The sequence below is a fragment of the Cupriavidus basilensis OR16 genome (assembly GCF_000243095.1).
GTDB classification, from domain to species: Bacteria; Pseudomonadota; Gammaproteobacteria; order Burkholderiales; family Burkholderiaceae; genus Cupriavidus; species Cupriavidus basilensis_D.
The window spans coordinates 20,144-37,376 of record NZ_AHJE01000121.1 but is presented as its reverse complement, the minus strand read 5'-3'; the positions used below and the strand labels follow the sequence as shown (position 1 = coordinate 37,376).

Sequence of the window (17,233 nt, the reverse complement as noted above, 5' to 3'; positions counted from 1 at the left end):
GTGAGCGCCGCGCCGCTGGTGCCGGCATCCTCGTACACCGGCACCAGCTGCATGTCCATGAAGGGGGATTTGCCGGGTTTGTCGAACCGCTGGCCGGGTACCATCGGGTCATGCCAGTACAGGATCTTCCTGCCGGCCTGGGGATCCGCGTCGCTGGCCGCGGATGGGTTTCGCGTTGCCGTCGAAGGTGGCTTGCGTGCTTCTCCCCGGCTGACACCCAGTTGATAGGTGCCATAAAGGACGCCCCCGGCGGCAGCGAGTGCCACCAGGGGGGAAGATGACTTGTTTCTTCATTTGGAATCCCTCGCGGCGGGTTCGGTCTGCGCGGTGGGCAGCGGGACGAGGAAGGCCAGGTCGGCCCAGCCCCTGGCTGTCTTCGCTTCGAGGGTCAGCCGGTCGAGCGCCGTGTCGATGACCCGGTGGTTGGCTTCGGCAACCGCCAGCAGCGATCCGGTGTTGGCGCGGTAAGCCGTCAATGCCGCGTCTGCCTGGGCGTTTGCCAGTGGCAGGATGGATTCGTCGTAGCGCTTGAGCCGTTCAAGGTTGCGCCGCAACTCGGCGACCTTCGCTCCAACCGCGGCCTTGGTATTGCGCGCAACGATCTCGGACCTGGCGCGGGCTTCCTGCGCCTGCGCCAGCTTGGCCGACACTTCGCGGTCTTGCCGGTTGCCTCGGTCCCATGGCACCGGGAAGCTGACGTTCAGCGAACCCATATTGGAATAGGCGGAACCCCGTTGGCTGTACATCAGCTCGACAGTCACGTCCGGCTTGCTGGCCTCGGTTGCTGCCCGGACATCGGCTTCGGCCAGCGCGATTTCGCGCTGCGAGGCCACCATCTCCGGCACGGCGTCCAGTTCGGACCCGGCCAGCTCTTGCACGCGCGCAGGCATGGCGAGAATTGGCTTTTCCGATAGAGGGCGACTGGCCGCCTGCCCGACCCAGCGGGCGAGCGCCACCTTGGCGGCGTCGATGGCGGCTTGGTTCTCGTCGAGCCGGTCCTGCAGTTTCTGGATTTCCATCTCCGCGGCCAGCACGTCCGCCCGCGCGCCACGCCCGCTGCGATAGGTGGCCTTGGCGGCTTGCAGCTCCAGTTCCAGCGGATGGCCGTGGTGCCCGAGCAGCGCGCCGGCCTGTTCGGCATACCAGCGATCGAACCAGGCCGCGACCACGCTGCGCTGCACATTGGCCAGGCCGACCGTGCGCCGTGCCTGCGCTGCCGCGGCTTCTGCCTCAAAGCGCTCCGCGCGGGCGCGGCGCTTGTCCGAGCGCGTGAACTCTTGCATGACGCTGATGGAGCGCATGGTCATGAAGTCGCGGGTCAGGGAGAACTGGTCCGGGCCGTTGACCGGCACATTGTTGAACCCGAGCTTGAGCACCGGGTCAGGCAACTGGCCGGCGGCCACGGCCATCTGAACGGCAGCCTCAACGCTGCCGTTGGAAGTCTCGCCATTGCCGGCGCGCGTGGTGGCCAGCGCAACGGCTTCCTCGACCGACAAGGTGGGTGCTGGCTGGGCGTGCGCAACAAGGGGCACGCCCAGGCCAAATGCAGGCGCGCACAGGAGCGCCTGCATGAAACGACGAAGGAAATGCATAAAGCCTCCGGGAAGCAACGACGACCCGGCCGCTCAGGCGGCAGGGCACGAAACAAGCGTGGCTTCGGAGGCTAGGTTCGGAAACAGCAGTGCAGGATCGGGATGGGCGGCGGCGGCGCGCGCGCAATGGCCTCGCCTAGCAGAACCGTATGCCGGGTGAGTTCGGCGACGGGAGCGGGTTCAACAAGGCTGACAAGGACCGGCAGGAAGCCGGGAATCTGCGGGGTGGCGTGGTCGACCGACTTGGCGCCTAGCTGGCAATGTTCGAGGCAAAGCCCATCATGGCTGCCGAGCGTTGTCTGCGTGGACTGCTCGGCCATTTCGGGACACGACGCCATCATGCCCGCCACGTCCACCGCCTGGCCCGGCGATTCAGGCGAACCGGGTGAACCAGACGAGTAGCGGCTTCCCATGCAGGCGTACGCCGCCGCTGCCAGTTGCACTGTCAGGAAGGCGGTAAGCAGGAGTCCGGTAATCCAGAACCGGCGGGGAAAGGCGCGCACGCGAAAGGTCGGTGATTTAGCGGCGATATTATCAGCCTTCGGCGATTTCAGACACGCCTTTACCGTGGCACGTTGTCGCATGGATGCAGCATCAGTCACAGCGGCGTCGTCCATGCGCCTTGACCCGGATACCCGGGGATGGCCGGTGCGGATGCCGGTCGCGCCGTTCACAGTGCAAGTACAATGCTGGGCGTTGTTCCATCCTGTCCGGGCCCGTCTCGCAATATCCCATCCCATGTCCAATCTCATCGTGCACGGCGGCAAGCCGCTCCGGGGGCGCATTACCCCTTCCGCCAACAAGAATGCAGTGCTTCCTGTGCTCTGCGCCACGCTTCTGACCGATGAGCCCTTGCGCCTGCACGGCGTGCCCGACATCACCGATGTGCGCAAGATTCTCGACATCTTCCGCGCGCTGGGCAGCAAGGTGCATATGGATGACGCAACCGGCACGCTGTCGCTGCACCACCAGGAGACCGTGTTCGACGCGGCCCGGCATCGCCTGCCCGAAGAGATGCGCTCGTCCATCATGCTGGTGCCGCCGCTGCTCGCCCGCTTCGGTGTGGCCCGGCTGGAGGACAACGTCAAGGGCTGCACGCTTGGCGTGCGCGAGATCGATCCGCACGTCGAAGTGTTCCGCCGCTTCGGTGGCGAGATCGAGCGAGCCGATGGCTCGCTGCTGGTACGCAGCGCCGGCCTGCTGGCGCCCACCGACCACTGGCTCGACTATGCCTCGGTGACCACCACGGAGAATTTCGTGCTGTGCGCCGCCGCCGCGGGTGGCACCTCCACGCTCACCAATGCCGCATCGGAGCCGCATGTGCAGGAGTTCTGCCGCTTCATGGCGATGATGGGCGCGCACATCGAAGGCATGGGCACTTCGCGCCTGACGGTGCATGGCGGCAACAAGCTCAAGGGCGGCGACTTTACCTTCGACGAGGATTTTCACGAGATCACCACCTTCCTGGCGCTGGGCGCCATCACCGGCGGCGACGTCGTGGTGCGCAACAGCGCGCCCGGGAATTTCCCGCTGATCGACCGGACTTTTGCCAAGTTCGGCGTACAGATCACGCACGAAGACGGCTGGTCCCGCGCCACCAGCGCCGGCCCGCTGAAAGTGCAGACACCGTTTACCAGCAACGTGCTGACCAAGGTCGAGGCCGCGCCGTGGCCTTACTTCCCGGTTGACCTGTTGCCCATCTTCATCGCGCTGGGCGTGCGCGCGCAGGGCAACGCCATGTTCTGGAACAAGGTGTACGACGGCGCGCTGGGCTGGACCGGCGAGCTGTCGAAATTCGGCGCCCATGTGTTCTCGTCCGACCCGCACCGGCTCATCACCTTTGGCGGCAATACGCTGACGCCGGCGGTGGTGGAGAGCCCGTACATCATCCGCGTGGCCATCGCCCTGTTCATGGTGGCCGCGAGCATCGACGGCCGCTCGGAGATTCGCAATGCCGCGCCCATCCGCCGGGCGCATCCTCGCTTTGTCGAGAACCTGCGCAGCCTTGGCGTCGAGGTGGAGTGGACTAGCGAGGAGTAATCACGCCGGCGCGACCCCGGCCAGCGTGGCACCCACGATGCGATATGCGATGGTGCACATAGTCGAGATAGATGGCGAGCTGCGCCGCCATTGGGCCGGGTGCCAGCTGCGCGAGCGCGATGGGCGCGGGAGCTAGCCGGCTGGCGGTGTTGGCGTCGCGGCCGACGTTGTCGAAGTCCGGGCAGCCTGCGCCGTAGCAGCGCCGCATCCGCACGCTTCGCCTATGCCGGCGCGGGCAAACCGACCTCCAGCAACTCCGCCAGCGCCGCCGCCAACGGCGAGCGCACCGCCGCGCGCAGCCACACCATGCCCACCGTACGCTGCGGGCATGGCGCTGGCAGCGCCCAGCGCCGCACCCTGGCGTCCTGCTGTCCGCCTGCCGCCCAGTCGGGCAGTACCGATATCCCCAGGCCCTCGGCCACCAGCTTGGCAATATGCTCGATGCCGTCGAGCTCGAACTGGACCTGTGGGCGCAGGTTGTGGCGGTGCAGGTAGTCATCGGCCTGCTTGCCTGCCACCACGTTGCGGTCATAGCGGATAAACGGCTCGCGGGCGATGGTCTGCAGCGGGTCGGCCACCTTCATGCGCGCCGGCGTCAGCAGGATCAGCGACTCGTTGCGCAGCGGTACCCACTCGCAGGTCTTGGGCATGGCAAAGGCGGGGTGCACCAGCACCGCGGCATCCAGCTCGCCGCTCACGACCTTGGACATCAGCGCCACCGACGTGCCCGGCTCGATAAAGATCTCGATGCCCTGGTAACGTCGCTGCCATTCCCGCAGCGCGCCCGGCAGCAGGCCCATCAGCGCGGTCGGGGCGGAGCCCAGGCGCAGCGGGCCGGCGGGCAGCGCCGTGTCCGATGCCTCCGAGCGCAGGTTGCCGACCTCCCGCACCACCAGCCGTGCGCGCTCCAGGATCCGGCTGCCGGCAATGGTCGGGCGTACCGTACGCCCCGAACGCGCCAGCAGCTTGCTGCCGATGTCGGCTTCGAGCGCCTTGATCTGCTGCGCCACGGTGGTGGGCGCCAGGTCCAGGCGCCGGGCGGCTTCCGCGATGGAGCCGGCGTCCACCACGACGATAAAGGTGTGCAGGAAGTTGATGTCCATAAGCACGTATTTTACGTGTTCAGTAACATCCTGGCGGCGCTTTTCTGGTTGATTAGAGTGCGCAACACTACGTGCACTTACCCAACACACCCGAGAGAGACTTGTATGCCGATCATCCAATCCATCGAAGTTTGCGTCGCCCGCGTACCGCTTGACCACGTGACCTCGTTCTCCAACCGCACCGTGACCGAGCGCCACTATGGCCTGGTGAAAGTGCGGTCCGTGGATGGCGTGGAAGGCATCGGCTTTTGCTATGTGGGCAGCGCCGGCGGCGAGCTGTTCCGGGTGGCGGTGGAGCAGTTGCTCGGGGCCGTGCTGATCGGCAAGGAATCGCTCGGCGTGGAAGGGCTGTGGCAGCGGATGTACCAGGAGGCGCTGCTGCAGGGCCGCATGGGTACCGTCATGCGCGCCATCAGCGCGCTGGACATCGCGCTGTGGGACCTGAACGCCAAGGCAGTCGGCCTGCCGCTGCACAAATACCTGGGTGCGGTCGAGCTGGACACGGTGCCCGCGTACGCAAGCGGCGGCTACTACGTCGAAGGCAAGACCGCCGCGATGGTCGGCGAGGAGATGGCCAGCTATGTCGCGCTTGGCTTCAAGGCGGTCAAGATGAAGACCGGGCGCTGGGATCCCAAGGGCGAGGAATCCCGCGTGAAGGCCGCGCGCGAAGCCATCGGGCCGGACGTGGAGCTGATGCTGGATTGCAACAACGGCTGGGTCGACACGGTGCAGGCGATGCAGTATCTCAGCCGCATCGAGCCATACCGCCCGTACTTTATCGAAGAGCCGTTTGGCCCGGACGATATCGAAAGCCACGCGCGCCTGGCCAGGCTGACTTCCATTCCCGTGGCCACCGCGGAGATCGGCTACGGCCGCTGGTATCACAAGCAGCTGCTCGACATGGGCGGCGCCGCCATCCTGCAGACGGACGCGGCGGTCTGTGGCGGCATCACCGAGTGGAAGCGCATCGCGGCCATCGCGGCCGGCTATGGCGTGCAGGTGTGTCCGCACTGGTTCCACGATGTGCACGCGCCGCTGGTGGCGGCAACGCCGAATGCGCGCTATGTGGAGTTCTTCTGGGACGACCAGGTGCTGAACTTCCGCCGCCTGATCGACCGGCAGCTCGGGCACAAGGACGGCCGCGTCGTGCTGCACCAGACGCCGGGGCTGGGCTTTGGCTTCGATGAGAAGCAGGTGGCGAAGTATGGCGCGTGGACGACCACGTCCTGAGCGGCACGCATACTCCCGCAGCACGGCACTGAAAACATAAAAACACGGAGACAACCATCATGGACCGACGCGCCTTTGCCCGCGCCCTTGCCACCCTGGCCGCCGCGGGCGCCTTGCCCGCGCTTGCCGCCGATCCCGTGTTGCCCAAAGGCCCGATACGGGTCGTGGTCGGGTTTCCCCCGGGCGGCGGCACGGATGTGATCGCCCGGATCATCACCAACAAGCTCGGCGCGCTGTGGGGCGTGCCGGTCGTGGTGGACAACAAGGCCGGCGCCGCCGGCCTGATCGCCGCATCGGAGGTGGCCAAGGCGGCCCCGGACGGCAACACGCTGATGCTGGGCCATATCAACGCGCTCGGCATCGCGCCCGGCCTGCATGCCCGTCTCAACTATTCGGCCGAGCGGGATTTCACGGCAATCGCGCTGGTCGGCAAGACGCCGCAGGTGCTGGTCGCCAGCCGTACGCAGCCGGTCAAGACGGTGCAGGCACTGATCGACCTGGCCAGGAAAACGCCCAGCCAGGTCACCTTTGGCTCGGCTGGCTCCGGCTCCGCACAGCATCTGGCCCTGGCGCTGTTCGAGCAGCGCTCCGGCATCTCGGTGCTGCACGTGCCTTACAAGGGCTCGGCGCCGCTGGCTACCGATCTGCTCGGCGGGCATGTGCAGTTTGCTTTCGAGGGCATGACGACCGCGACGCCGTTCATCAAGGAGGAGAAGATGATCGCCATTGCGCAGACGGGCAACAAGCGCGTGAAGAGCTTTCCCAATGTGCCCACCGTGGCGGAGTCCGGCTTTCCGGGTTTCGACGCGAGTATCTGGTTCGGCTTGGTCGGGCCCGCCGGGCTGCCGCCGCCGATGGTGGCGCGCATCAATGCCGACGTGAACAAGGTGCTCGCCATGCCCGAAGTCGCGGCGCGGCTGGAGGAATTCGGCGCGGAGGATGGCGGCGGCTCACCGGAGCGGTTCGCGGAGTTCATGCGCATCGAGCGGGCCAAGTGGGCCAAGCTGATCAAGGACAAGAAAATCACGGCGCAGGGGTAAGCACCCATGCATCTGGAACTGGAAGGGAGGACCGCGCTGGTGCTGGGCGGCGGCGGCGGCCTTGGCGGCGCGATCTCGCGGGCGCTGGCTGCGCAAGGCGCGCGCGTTGGCATCACCGCCAACATCGTGATCCCGGGGCGCATCGCCACCGACCGTATTCGTTTTCTCGACGAAGCCAGAGCCCGGCGGGAGGGACGGCCGGTGGACGCGGTCACCGCGGACCGCACGGCGTCAATCCCGCTCGGGCGCTATGGAACGCCCGAGGAGTACGCCGATGCCGTCACCTTCCTTGCCAGCCAGCGCGCGAGCTACATTACAGGATCGGCCATCCGCATCGACGGTGGCCTGATCGCCAGTATCTGAACCCATTTCCACCCAGGAATCCACATGAGCGTCGATCCTCTCGCGCTGGACGATAAGGTCGTCCAGGCACTGCGCGCCGTCTCGACGGCAACGCTGACCACGGTGCTGCTCAAGCATGGGCTGCGCAATGTGTGGCTGCGCGGCACGCGCCCGCTCGCCGCTGGGCAGCCACGGCTTGTCGGCCGCGCGTTCACGCTGCGCTTCGTTCCCGCCCGCGAGGATCTCGCTACGCCCGCCTCATGGGCCTCGCCGATCTCCACGCGTGCCGCCATTGAAGCGATGCCCGCCGGCTGCATCGCCGTGGTTGGCGCCATGGGCGTGACCGATGCGGGCATCTTCGGCGACATCCTGTGCGCGCGGATGCGCAAGCGCGGCGTGGCGGGGCTGGTGACCGACGGCGTGGTGCGCGATGTGGCTGGCGTGCTTGGCACCGGCTTGCCGGTCTGGTGCCAGGGAACCGCGGCGCCGCCGTCGGTGGCGGGGCTGACCTTCGTGGGATGGCAGGAACCGATCGACTGCGGCGGGGGCGCGGTGTTTCCGAACGACATCATCGTGGTGGACCAGGACGGCGCGGTGCTGATTCCGGCGGCGCTGCTCGATGATGTGATTGCCGCCTCGGTGGAGCAGGAGCGGCTTGAAGAGTGGATCATGGGTGAGGTTGAGCGGGGCACGCCGTTGCCTGGGCTTTATCCGCCCAATGACGAGAATAAGGCTCGGTATAGGGCTTGGGCGGAGAAGGATGGGGGCGATTGATAGGCAACGGCATCGCGGCGCTCGGTCAACGCGCTATTCGCGCAGCTTCAAATCACGAAGAAGCGCGTCGATCTGCCCGAAGGTGTCCTGTTGCCATTGCTCCGGGCTGCGGTCGCCCAAGACCTGCGTGTCCGCAACGAACTGCCTCACCGAGGTCGCGGGATGTTCTTTTCGATCTCGGCATGCCGCGGCATCAGGAAATCAACGACGACGTCGATGGCGGGGCCGCCGTCCCGCGCAGGAACCTCGCGAGCGAGTTGGAAACGTCTAAGCCCCTCACGCTGAACGTACCCCTGTTCCATCAGCGCTTCAACGAGCGTCGCGTACTCGTTATCGGCAAGCGCCTCGGCAACCAGGCTCAGGTCCACGTCAATCGTGCCGACGTGGCGCATTTCGTCGTTGTCGAGAAGCGGCCAAGGCACTGCCCCGCCGATGACCGCGGACTTGCCTTGGATGGTGCCAAGGATCTGGCCGATATCGACCAAGACCGATTTCACTGCAGCGGTAGTGCAATCATCGTACGCGGCGGCGGACTGCGGCTCCTGCGGGACTAAGCCTGCCATATCATCTTTTCTTGGCGTAGATGCTGGGCGGCCTCTTTGCCGCGTTCGTCAGCAAGGATCAGATCCAGTAGGTCTGGATCTGGACTGGTGCAGACGGCGTTTGGTGCCGGTTCAACGGTGTCGGATAGCAGCCCCTCGTCCTTAACGCCTTGAGCAGGACTCTCCTTCGACAAGGCCTCGTATCCTGCCGTCACGTCGAACAACTCCTCATCGATCGCTCTTTGCCGCTGGCTGTGAAACCTGCCGCGAAGGCTGGCGAGCAACTCGTCGATGCTCTTGTCGGCTCGCTCCATCGCCGCCAGGCGGCTGGCTTTTTCGCTCGCCAGCAATTCGGCGCAGGCACGAAACAACGAAATGAAGCGATGCTCGCGGATCAGCGCACGCAGCGTGGCGGTGCTCTTAAATCATGCCCCAATTTGATTTGCTTGACAGATAGTTAGTGTGACGTATTATATGTGATGACGACGCACCGTACCGATCGCATCAATCCCGGCAGCGCCGCTTCACGCCACCTCACATCCAAAGGAAAGGAGCCAGACATGGCTATCAAAATTCTCGAACTTCACCATCACGCAGTCCGCATGCCTCTCGACAAGGTCGAAGCCATGGGCGCCTTCTACGGCGACGTACTGGGCCTCGACACCGACACCGGCCGCTGGAACATTCCCGGCGTGCCCGGCTATTTCCTCGACATGGGCAACGATTGCCAGATCCACTTGCTGGGCAGCGACGGCGTCTCGCCCTATGCGCAAGGCCCAGGCCGCGATCCGGTCGGCAATCACGTGGCGCTGGCCGTGCGCGATATCCTCGCCACGGAGGCGGAGCTGCTGCGCTTGGGCGTGGATTTCTGGAAGCAGGAGAACGTCGCGGCGCCCGAGCTGAAGCAACTATTCATGCACGACCCGGCCGGCAACATGATCGAGCTGCACCAGATCGGCCGCTGCCGCTGCAAGCGCAGCGACCGGCTGTTTGCAGAGCAACGCGCCGCGGCTGGCGCCACGCCGGCGACGCAAAGCTGAGTGTCACGCCGCACGGCAAGTCTGATACGATAATCGCACTATATGCTAGCCGTATCAGGCAGCCGAAGCCAGCACCCAACCCGATGACCACCAAGACCGAACCCACCGAACCTATCGAGCCCGCCAGCGCAGAGCAAGCCATCGCGCCGCACCTGAAGCTGCTCGCCGCCACTGCGGAGCGTGGCACCAGCCGCAAGAAGGCCGCGGCCGGGCTGATGCTGCTGTGGCTCAGCGATGACGTCATGAGTGGGGTCAACGCCGGGCTGCGCGAGCACGGCATCACCGAGAACAAGCTGCACGTGCTGATCCTGTTCTCACTGGACGAGCGCGGCATGCTGGACCTTGGCCCGCTGACGCCGTCGGTCATCGCCGATTACTGCGGCGTGACTCGCTCCTCGGCAACCGGGCTGCTGGACTGGCTGGAGACGCGCGAACTGCTCGCGCGGGAGCATCGCAAGGACGACCGGCGTAGCCTGGAGCTGGTGCTGACCGACAAGGGCCGCGAGATTCTCGACCAGGCGCTGCCGTCCTTCTGGCGCGCCTGCGCCCACCTCACCCGCGAGTTGAACGACGAGGATTGCCAGACGCTGCAGACGATCCTGGCCAAGGTCTGGCGCGGCATCAAATAGGGCCGGTAAGCAACCGCCTTAACCCGCGCTAGGCACGCGCGCCTGGCGTGCCTCATGCACCTGCAAGGCAAGCGCCGCCGCAAGGCCCGCGCCGCAAAGCGCGGCCGTGAGCAGGAAGGCGCGGCCGCCCACGCTGGCAAACAGGTAGCTGCCCAGGAACACGCAGGCCGCGGTCAGCAAGCCGGCGCAGGCCGAGTAGAGGCCCGTGCCGCTGGAGATGACCTGCGCCGGCACCCGGGTGCGGATGTACTGCGCCGCGCCCAGTTGTGTGAAGCCTAGCGTGGCGCCCTGCAGCAGTTGCGCCAGCATGGCCACCCCGGCGCTCTCGGCCAGGCCGATCATCGACCAGCGCAGGATGCCCGCCGCGCAGGCCAGCGCGATCAGCGCCGGCGCCGACACCCGCGCCAGCAGCCGCGAGCCGAAGGTGAACGCCGTGATCTCCGCGATCACGCCCAGCGCCCACAGGTAGCCGATGGTCGATGCCGAGAACCCCAAGTTCTTCCAGTACAGCGCGCTGTAGCTGTAGAAGAAGCCGTGGCACGCTTGCGACATCGCAGCGCTGGCGAGAAGCCGGGCAGTTGCAGCACCTGCAGCAGCGGCGCTTTCACCGCATGGCGCGCCGTCACCGTGTCGTTGGGCAGCGCCAGCGCCAGCAGGCCCTGCGCCAGGTACGCCACCACGAACACGATCGCGATCACCTCGGTCCCCGCGCGATCCACCAGCCAGCCAAGCACGATCGACATGGCCACCACCGACATCGACCCGGCGCTGCGCAAGCGGCCAAAGTCAAAGCCATAGCGCGGCATCCCGGCCAGCGCCATCGATTCGCTCAGCGGTATCAGGCCCGCCGAGCAGGCCTTGGTGGCCAGGAAGACCAGCAGCACGCCGATGAAGCCCTTGGCGCTGAACAACAGCCCGGCGCTCAGCGCGGAGCCGGCCACCAGCGCGAGCAGGATCACCTTGCGGCTGCGGTACTGGTCCGCCATGGCGCCCACGGCCGGATTGACCAGCACCGCCAGCGCGGCGCCCAGCGCCAGCACCATCCCGGTCTGCTGCTCGCTCAGGCCCTGGGCGCGGATCCAGAGGGGGAAGAAGCTGATGGTGATCGCAACCGGGGCGTACAGCGCGACGTAGTAGAGATAGAACGACGCGATGGCGTTCCGGGAGGCGTGGGCGTGGGCGGTCACGGGTAAATGCCGGGTGGCTTGGAGAGAAAACTGCGATAGGTCGGGGGAATGCGCAGCGTGCATCATCGCGCCAGGGCGGGCGCGGGGCAAGCCATTCCGCCGCCCGCCTCCCGTTCGCCGATGGCCCTGTCGCAAGCATCCCCGCTGACCTAGAATCTCAACAGCGGCACGGGCGAACGATTCACTTAATCGGCGGGAGACTGAACATGGCGCATGATGGCGGGACTTCGGGCGAATCAATCCGGCTGGGTCAGTTGCACATCCAGTACCTGATCGACGGTGCCGCGACGGGTGGGATGGGGGTATTCGAATTGACGGTGCCACCCGGCGCGCAGGTGCCGCCCGCGCACAGCCACACGCACAACGAAGAGTGCGTCTATGTGCTGGAGGGCAGGCTTCGGTACGCTGTCGACGGGGTGTCCCGAGACCTGGCGCCGGGAGAGTGGATGCATACCCCGCGCGGATCGGTGCATCAGTTCAGCAACCCGCACGGCGACGCGGTTCGCGCACTGGTTGTTCTCACGCCGGACATCGGGGCCCAGTACTTCCGCGACGTCGCCGATGTCGTCAATGCCGGCGCGCCACCCGACCGCGCAGCGCTGGTTGCGGTCATGTCCCGCTACGGGCTCGTACCGGCGGCGCCGAAATAAGCGCAATCCACTGCCTAGGGCTGCGTCCAGCCCATCTCCACAAACACCCGGCACAGCGCCTCCATGCCTGCCGCGTCTTCGTCATCGAAGCGGGCAACGTCCCACACGCCGAAGAGCGTGCCGTCAGCGGCGATCAGCGGCACGACGATTTCCGATCCGGAAGCCGCGTCGCAGGCGATATGGCCGGCAAACGCATGCACGTCCCGCACGACCTGCGTGCTGCGGGTCTGCGCCGCGGTGCCGCTGGATAGCTGAAACATGATGCGGGTCCGGTGGGCTTGTCAGCGCGGGTTCGAAGTCGAGATCCTAATCCCAAACCGAAACCTGCATGGGCGGCATGGGCATGCAAACAGATCAGCGTCCCTACATCCCGGGCTCGTACTCGGCCAGCTTGTCCCGCAGCCAGCCGACAAACACTTTCGCGTCCTTCGGCAGCTCCCGCGCGGCCGGTACCGCCATCAGTCCGTTGCTGAAACGCGCAAAGCCGTACGGCGCGATGAGTTGGCCATCCTCCAGCTCCCGACGGATCAGGCGCTGCTCGATCAAGGCCACACCCACGCCGCCGAGCGCGGCCTCGATGCACAGGTGCGTGTGCGGGAAGGTGAGCTCGCGGGCTGGCGCAATGCGCTTGCCGGACAGGGCTTCCCACTGGTCCCAGGCGCTCGACGTGAAGTCATGCGCAATCCGCACGCCGGAGCGTACCGACGCTGCGTACGACGGCGCGCACACGGGCCCGAAGGCGACCGGCGCGAGGTGCAGCGCGCGCTGGCGGTCGGGCTCCGGGTAGGCGCTGAGATCCCAGGCGATCACCACATCGGCGCCTTCCGTGCGCATCTCGCGGGCGGAGGTCATGGACAGGCGGATCCGGATGTCGGGCCGCAAGCGATAGAAGTCCACCATATTCGGCACCAGCCAGCGCATGGCAAACGTGGCGCTGCAGGCCACGTGCAGGCTGGGCCCGCGCGCCTGGTCCTGCAGCCGGCTGTAGCTTTGCTCTAGCTGGTCGAACACGGCGCGCACCACGTCGTACATGCCCTGGCCGCGTTCGTTCAGGCGCACGCCCGTGCCGTCCTTTTCAAACAAGGTGGTGCCGGCGTGTTCCTGCAGCAGGCGGAGCTGGCGGCTGACCGCGCCATGCGTGCGGCACAGTTCTTCGGCGGCCCGCGTGATGGAACCGGTGCGCGCCGTGGCCTCGAAGGCGCGCAGGGTGGACATGGGTGGCAGCGTACGCATGGAATGTTCGAATATGAGAAAAGCTGACGAATCCAGAAAAATAACTCGGTTTTCCCAGTGATCAGGAGAATCTACCATCCTTTACGTTGATAGTTTATTTAACGAAGGGAGTATCGGATGAACCAGATCGCGCAGTTGCAGGGGTACGAAGTGCTGGATAGCCGAGGCAATCCCACGGTGGAGGTGGAGGTGACGCTGGCCGACGGATCGGCCGGCCGGGCGACGGTGCCCTCCGGCGCATCGACCGGCGCGCGGGAGGCGGTGGAGCTGCGTGACAACGACCCCGCGCGTTATCTGGGCAAGGGCGTCACCCGCGCGGTGGGCGCGGTAAACACCGAGTTGCGCGCGGCGCTCATGGGCGTGGATGCCCGCGAGCAGCGCCGGGTTGACGACATCATGATCAAGCTGGACGGCACGGCCAACAAGAGCCGCCTGGGCGCCAACGCGCTGCTGGGCGTTTCGCTGGCGGTGGCGCACGCGGCGGCCGCGTCATCGGGTTCGGCCTTGTTCGTCCACGTCGGCAGCCCGCGTGCCAACGTGCTGCCCGTGCCGATGATCAACATCATCAACGGCGGGGCGCACGCCGACAATACGATCGACTTCCAGGAGTTCATGATCGTGCCGGTCGGCGCGCTGAGCTTTGCCGAGGGCGTGCGCATGGCGTCGGAGATTTTCCATACGCTGCGGCTCGCCTTGAAAGCGGCAGGCTTCAACACCAATGTGGGCGATGAGGGCGGCTTTGCGCCGGACCTGCGCACGGCGGATGAGGCGCTGGACTTCATCCTGCACGCCATCGAGACGGCGGGATCTGGTGGGCGACGATGTGTTCTGCACTCATGCTGCCCTGCTGCAGCAGGGCATCGCCGACGGCATCGCCAACGCCGTCCTGGTCAAGGCCAACCAGATCGGCACGCTGAGCGAGATGCTGGATACCGTGGGCGTGGCACATGCGGCCGGGTACAGGGCGGTGATGTCGCATCGCTCGGGCGAGACCGAGGACGTGAGCATCGCGGACCTAGCGGTGGCAACCGGGTGCGGGCAGATCAAGACGGGGTCCATCTCCCGCTCGGATCGCACTGCCAAGTACAACCAGCTGATTCGCATCGAGCGCAGGCTGGGGGCGCAGGCGCGGTACGCCGGCAGCGCGATCCTGACGGGCCGGGGCTGAGCGGCGCCGCGCAGCACGGCGCGGCGCGCGGCCATCACGAGCCCGCCACCTTCAGCAGCACCGGGTCGTTGCGATACAGGTCGGGAAACATCTGCTTCAGGTAGCCGATCTTGGGCATGTCGTTGATGACGATGTACGGATGCGAAGGATGGCGGGTCAGGAAATTCTGGTGATAGCTCTCCGCCGGGTAGAAGGCCTTGTAGTCCTCGATGCGGGTGACGATGGGTGCCTTGAACGCATTGGCCTTGCCCAGCTGCGCGATATAGGCCTGCGCCACGCTGCGTTGCTCGGTGTTGAGCGGGAACACTGCCGAGCGGTACTGCGTGCCGTGGTCCGGGCCCTGGAAGTTGAGCTGCGTGGGATTGTGCGCGACCGAGAAGAAGATCTGCAGCAGGCGGCCGTAGCTGATCTGCGCCGGGTCGAACGTGACCTGCACCGATTCCGCATGGCCGGTGTCGCCGCCGCTGACGGCCTCGTACTGGGCGGTGCTGGCGGAGCCGCCGGCATAGCCGGACGTGACCTGCTTCACGCCGCGCACGTGCTGGAACACGCCTTGCACGCCCCAGAAGCAGCCGCCGGCGAACACGGCCGTTTCCGTTGGCGCCGCGCTGGCTTTTTCATCGAGCGCTGGCGGCGGGATCCTGACGGCGTCTTCAGCGGAGTTGGCCACGCGCTGCCAGGCCAGCAGGCCGGCCGCCAGCATGACGAGGCCTGCGACTTTTGCGGCGGACGAGCGCGTCCACCAGGAGAAACCGGTTGAAGATTGCGTGGTCATGATTGCCTGTCCTTGCACGTTGCTGCGTCGTGATCAATGAGTGGGTTACGGGTGGAATACGGGTGGAATATGGCGGCTTGCATGAGCATCAGCCGAAGGTGAAGGCGTAAGCCTCCACGCCGGGGTCCAGGAATTCGATGGTGAACGTGCGGTCGGCCACCTTGCCCGTCTGCCGCACCAGCTGGTATAGCCGCTGCTCGGTCACCGTGCCGCTGCCATCCGCCGCCACATCGGTGCCGCGCGCGCCGCCCGGCGCGGCGCCGTCGACGCTTACCCGGAACCGCACCGGCTTGCCTTCCTTGCCCGGGCCCAGTACCAGATGCAGGTCGCGCGCGTGAAAGCGGTAGACGATCCGCCCGGAAGCGCCGGCCAGCGTGGCGTGCTCCGCACCCACCTGCCAGGTGCCGGCCAGGCCCCAGTTGTTGAGCGCGGGGTTTGCGGGCGCGGTATAAGTGCGCGCCTTGTCTTGCGCCTCGCCGCCGGGCGATGCGAAGTTCTCCGCCCGCTCATAGCCAAGGTAGGTTTCGCCGGACTGGATCTCGGTCTTGTCGGCAGCCATCTGCACGCCTTGCGCATCGGCATCGCCGATGCCCATCGCCACCTTCGCCGCTGCGGCGTGGCCCGCTTGCGCCAGCAGTTGCTGGATCACCTGCTCGGACTTCGCGTACTCGCCCTCGCCGAAGTGGTGAAAGCGGATCTGCCCCTGCGCGTCGATGAAGTAGTGCGCTGGCCAGTACTGGTTGTTGAAGGCGCGCCAGATCGCGTAGTTGTTGTCGACTGCCACGGGATAGTCGATGCCGAGGTCGCGCGTGGCCTTCTTCACGTTGTCGAGGTTGCGCTCGAAGGCAAACTCCGGCGCATGCACGCCGATCACCACCAGGCCCTGGTCGCGGTACTTCTGCGCCCAGGCCTTCACGTAGGGCAGGGTGCGCAGGCAGTTGATGCACGAGTAGGTCCAGAAATCGACCAGCACCACCTTGCCGCGCAGCGCTTCGGCCGTGAGCGGCGGCGAGTTCAGCCATTGCACTGCGCCGCCCAGCCCGGGCAACTGGCCTTCCACGGGCAGCGCCACCGCGGCGTCTTCGCCGGTCTTGAGGCGGGTCGCGCGCATCATCGCGCCGTTGCCGGCTTCAGCCTGTTTGGCGGAGAGCTTGTCGACCAGCTGCTGCTCGATGCCGCCCGTGGCCACTGTCGAAACGCGGGCCAGCACACCGGTGTCCAGCCCCAGCCCGATGGCCACCACGCCGAGCAGCATGGCCGCGCCAATGCCGCGCCTGACCCATTCCCCCGCGCCCAGCGAGCGCTTCATCGCGGTAAAGACCCGGCCGCCGACCAGCAGGGCCACCGCCAGCGACGTGGCCGCGCCGGCTGCGTAAGCGACCAGCAGCAGCGTGGTGCCGACGCTGGCGCCGCGCAGCGCCGCGCCGGTCAGCACGAGTCCAAGGATCGGACCCGCGCATGGCGCCCACAGCAGGCCGGTGGCAATGCCGAGCAGGAACGACGATCCTGGCCGGACCTGCCCGCCATCGGCCTGCGCAAACGCGGAGAGCCGGCTGCCCGCGCTCACCAGCGGGTGCATCAGCCGCTCGGCCAGGCGCGGCAGCAGCAGCGTCAGGCCGAACACGGCCAGCAAGCCAATGGCCAGCCAGCGTCCGTACTGGTTGGCCTGGGTCACCCAGCCGCCGCCCACCGCCGCCAGCGTTGCCACCGCCGCGAACGTCAGCGCCATGCCGGCCAGCAGTGGCAGGCCGCTGCGCACAAAGGGCTGGTCGGCCCGCGAGAACACAAAGGGCAGCACGGGCAGGATGCACGGGCTGAGGATGGTGAGCGCGCCGCCGAGGTAGGCGAGGATAAGGAGGAACATGGGATTCTTCTGTCTGGTTGTGGT

At 66.6% G+C, this 17,233-nt stretch carries 17 protein-coding genes and 5 pseudogenes; 9 read left to right on the top strand and 13 right to left on the bottom strand.

Translation table 11 applies throughout. The annotated features are described in order from the left end of the window. The 3 genes from OR16_RS48560 to OR16_RS33820 form a co-directional block, all read right to left on the bottom strand. The coding region (locus tag OR16_RS48560) for a heavy metal-binding domain-containing protein (RefSeq protein WP_006163334.1) at window positions 1–104 on the bottom strand (104 nt) is incomplete at its 3' end. A 186-nt stretch (window positions 105–290) separates the two neighbouring features. After that, complete coding sequence (locus tag OR16_RS33825) at window positions 291–1,592, bottom strand: TolC family protein (RefSeq protein WP_006163333.1); 1,302 nt, start codon at window positions 1,590–1,592, stop codon at window positions 291–293. 71 nt (window positions 1,593–1,663) lie between these two features. Further along, window positions 1,664–2,209 (bottom strand): copper resistance protein, encoded by a 546-nt coding sequence (locus OR16_RS33820; protein ID WP_337459894.1) that lies wholly within the window; start codon window positions 2,207–2,209, stop codon window positions 1,664–1,666. 121 nt (window positions 2,210–2,330) lie between these two features. On the opposite strand from OR16_RS33820, the gene OR16_RS33815 reads away from it, so the two are divergent. Continuing rightward, the gene (locus tag OR16_RS33815) at window positions 2,331–3,632 is read left to right on the top strand and encodes a UDP-N-acetylglucosamine 1-carboxyvinyltransferase (RefSeq protein ID WP_006163331.1); all 1,302 of its coding nucleotides are present in this window, start codon (window positions 2,331–2,333) and stop codon (window positions 3,630–3,632) included. A 9-nt stretch (window positions 3,633–3,641) separates the two neighbouring features. On the opposite strand, the pseudogene OR16_RS44700 reads toward OR16_RS33815, so the two are convergent. Both OR16_RS44700 and OR16_RS33805 read right to left on the bottom strand, forming a co-directional pair. Continuing rightward, a pseudogene (locus tag OR16_RS44700) lies at window positions 3,642–3,840 on the bottom strand (hypothetical protein); the annotation flags it as partial. A 13-nt stretch (window positions 3,841–3,853) separates the two neighbouring features. Further along, entirely contained in the window at window positions 3,854–4,735 is an 882-nt protein-coding gene (locus tag OR16_RS33805; protein WP_006163327.1) for a LysR family transcriptional regulator, read from the bottom strand. A gap of 105 nt (window positions 4,736–4,840) precedes the next feature. Here OR16_RS33805 and OR16_RS33800 point away from each other — a divergent pair, with 105 nt between their 5' ends. The 4 genes and pseudogenes from OR16_RS33800 (at window position 4,841) to OR16_RS33785 (ending at window position 8,121) form a co-directional block, all read left to right on the top strand. Then, window positions 4,841–5,965: a mandelate racemase/muconate lactonizing enzyme family protein gene (locus OR16_RS33800; protein WP_006163325.1), complete on the top strand. Its 1,125-nt coding sequence runs from the start codon at window positions 4,841–4,843 to the stop codon at window positions 5,963–5,965. A gap of 59 nt (window positions 5,966–6,024) precedes the next feature. After that, complete coding sequence (locus tag OR16_RS33795; protein ID WP_006163323.1) at window positions 6,025–7,005, top strand: Bug family tripartite tricarboxylate transporter substrate binding protein; 981 nt, start codon at window positions 6,025–6,027, stop codon at window positions 7,003–7,005. Between the two features lie 75 nt (window positions 7,006–7,080). Continuing rightward, window positions 7,081–7,368, top strand: a pseudogene (locus OR16_RS44695) (SDR family oxidoreductase); the annotation flags it as partial. 24 nt (window positions 7,369–7,392) lie between these two features. Next, window positions 7,393–8,121 (top strand): ribonuclease activity regulator RraA, encoded by a 729-nt coding sequence (locus OR16_RS33785; RefSeq protein ID WP_006163319.1) that lies wholly within the window; start codon window positions 7,393–7,395, stop codon window positions 8,119–8,121. Between the two features lie 33 nt (window positions 8,122–8,154). Here the strand turns inward: OR16_RS33785 and OR16_RS33780 are convergent. Both OR16_RS33780 and OR16_RS47925 read right to left on the bottom strand, forming a co-directional pair. Next, window positions 8,155–8,684 (bottom strand): annotated as a pseudogene (locus OR16_RS33780) (hypothetical protein). After that, a complete protein-coding gene (locus tag OR16_RS47925) occupies window positions 8,672–9,070 on the bottom strand; it encodes a F0F1 ATP synthase subunit gamma (RefSeq protein ID WP_337459895.1) in 399 nt (132 codons plus the stop codon). Before OR16_RS47925 ends, OR16_RS33780 begins: the two are co-directional and overlap by 13 nt. A 153-nt stretch (window positions 9,071–9,223) precedes the next feature. Between OR16_RS47925 and OR16_RS33770 the strand changes: the two genes are divergently transcribed. Together OR16_RS33770 and OR16_RS33765 are read left to right on the top strand one after the other, a co-directional pair. Continuing rightward, complete coding sequence (locus tag OR16_RS33770; RefSeq protein WP_006163316.1) at window positions 9,224–9,703, top strand: VOC family protein; 480 nt, start codon at window positions 9,224–9,226, stop codon at window positions 9,701–9,703. An 83-nt stretch (window positions 9,704–9,786) separates the two neighbouring features. After that, complete coding sequence (locus OR16_RS33765; RefSeq protein ID WP_006163315.1) at window positions 9,787–10,332, top strand: MarR family winged helix-turn-helix transcriptional regulator; 546 nt, start codon at window positions 9,787–9,789, stop codon at window positions 10,330–10,332. Between the two features lie 18 nt (window positions 10,333–10,350). Here the strand turns inward: OR16_RS33765 and OR16_RS47515 are convergent, their stop codons facing one another. Together OR16_RS47515 and OR16_RS47510 are read right to left on the bottom strand one after the other, a co-directional pair. Next, window positions 10,351–10,884: an MFS transporter gene (locus tag OR16_RS47515; protein ID WP_081488958.1), complete on the bottom strand. Its 534-nt coding sequence runs from the start codon at window positions 10,882–10,884 to the stop codon at window positions 10,351–10,353. Beyond that, window positions 10,779–11,519, bottom strand: coding sequence for an MFS transporter (locus OR16_RS47510; RefSeq protein ID WP_006163312.1), 741 nt, complete (start codon window positions 11,517–11,519; stop codon window positions 10,779–10,781). The genes OR16_RS47515 and OR16_RS47510 overlap by 106 nt, the downstream gene beginning before the upstream one ends. A gap of 206 nt (window positions 11,520–11,725) precedes the next feature. Here OR16_RS47510 and OR16_RS33750 point away from each other — a divergent pair, with 206 nt between their 5' ends. Further along, complete coding sequence (locus OR16_RS33750; RefSeq protein ID WP_006163311.1) at window positions 11,726–12,169, top strand: cupin domain-containing protein; 444 nt, start codon at window positions 11,726–11,728, stop codon at window positions 12,167–12,169. A gap of 14 nt (window positions 12,170–12,183) precedes the next feature. Here the strand turns inward: OR16_RS33750 and OR16_RS33745 are convergent. Next, a pseudogene (locus OR16_RS33745) lies at window positions 12,184–12,411 on the bottom strand (GAF domain-containing protein); the annotation flags it as partial. A gap of 121 nt (window positions 12,412–12,532) precedes the next feature. Further along, window positions 12,533–13,402, bottom strand: a complete 870-nt coding sequence (locus tag OR16_RS33740; protein WP_006163308.1) for a LysR substrate-binding domain-containing protein — start codon at window positions 13,400–13,402, stop codon at window positions 12,533–12,535. Window positions 13,403–13,519: 117 nt separating this feature from the next. Here OR16_RS33740 and eno point away from each other — a divergent pair. Beyond that, window positions 13,520–14,570, top strand: a pseudogene (gene eno / locus OR16_RS33735) (phosphopyruvate hydratase). Window positions 14,571–14,604: 34 nt separating this feature from the next. Here eno and msrA read toward each other — a convergent pair. Together msrA and OR16_RS33725 are read right to left on the bottom strand one after the other, a co-directional pair. Beyond that, a complete protein-coding gene (msrA, locus tag OR16_RS33730) occupies window positions 14,605–15,345 on the bottom strand; it encodes a peptide-methionine (S)-S-oxide reductase MsrA (RefSeq protein ID WP_043422154.1) in 741 nt (246 codons plus the stop codon). Between the two features lie 88 nt (window positions 15,346–15,433). Continuing rightward, window positions 15,434–17,209 carry a cytochrome c biogenesis protein DipZ gene (locus OR16_RS33725; protein WP_006163304.1) on the bottom strand — a complete coding sequence of 592 codons (1,776 nt, stop codon included), beginning with the start codon at window positions 17,207–17,209 and terminating at the stop codon, window positions 15,434–15,436. Window positions 17,210–17,233 lie beyond the last annotated feature (24 nt).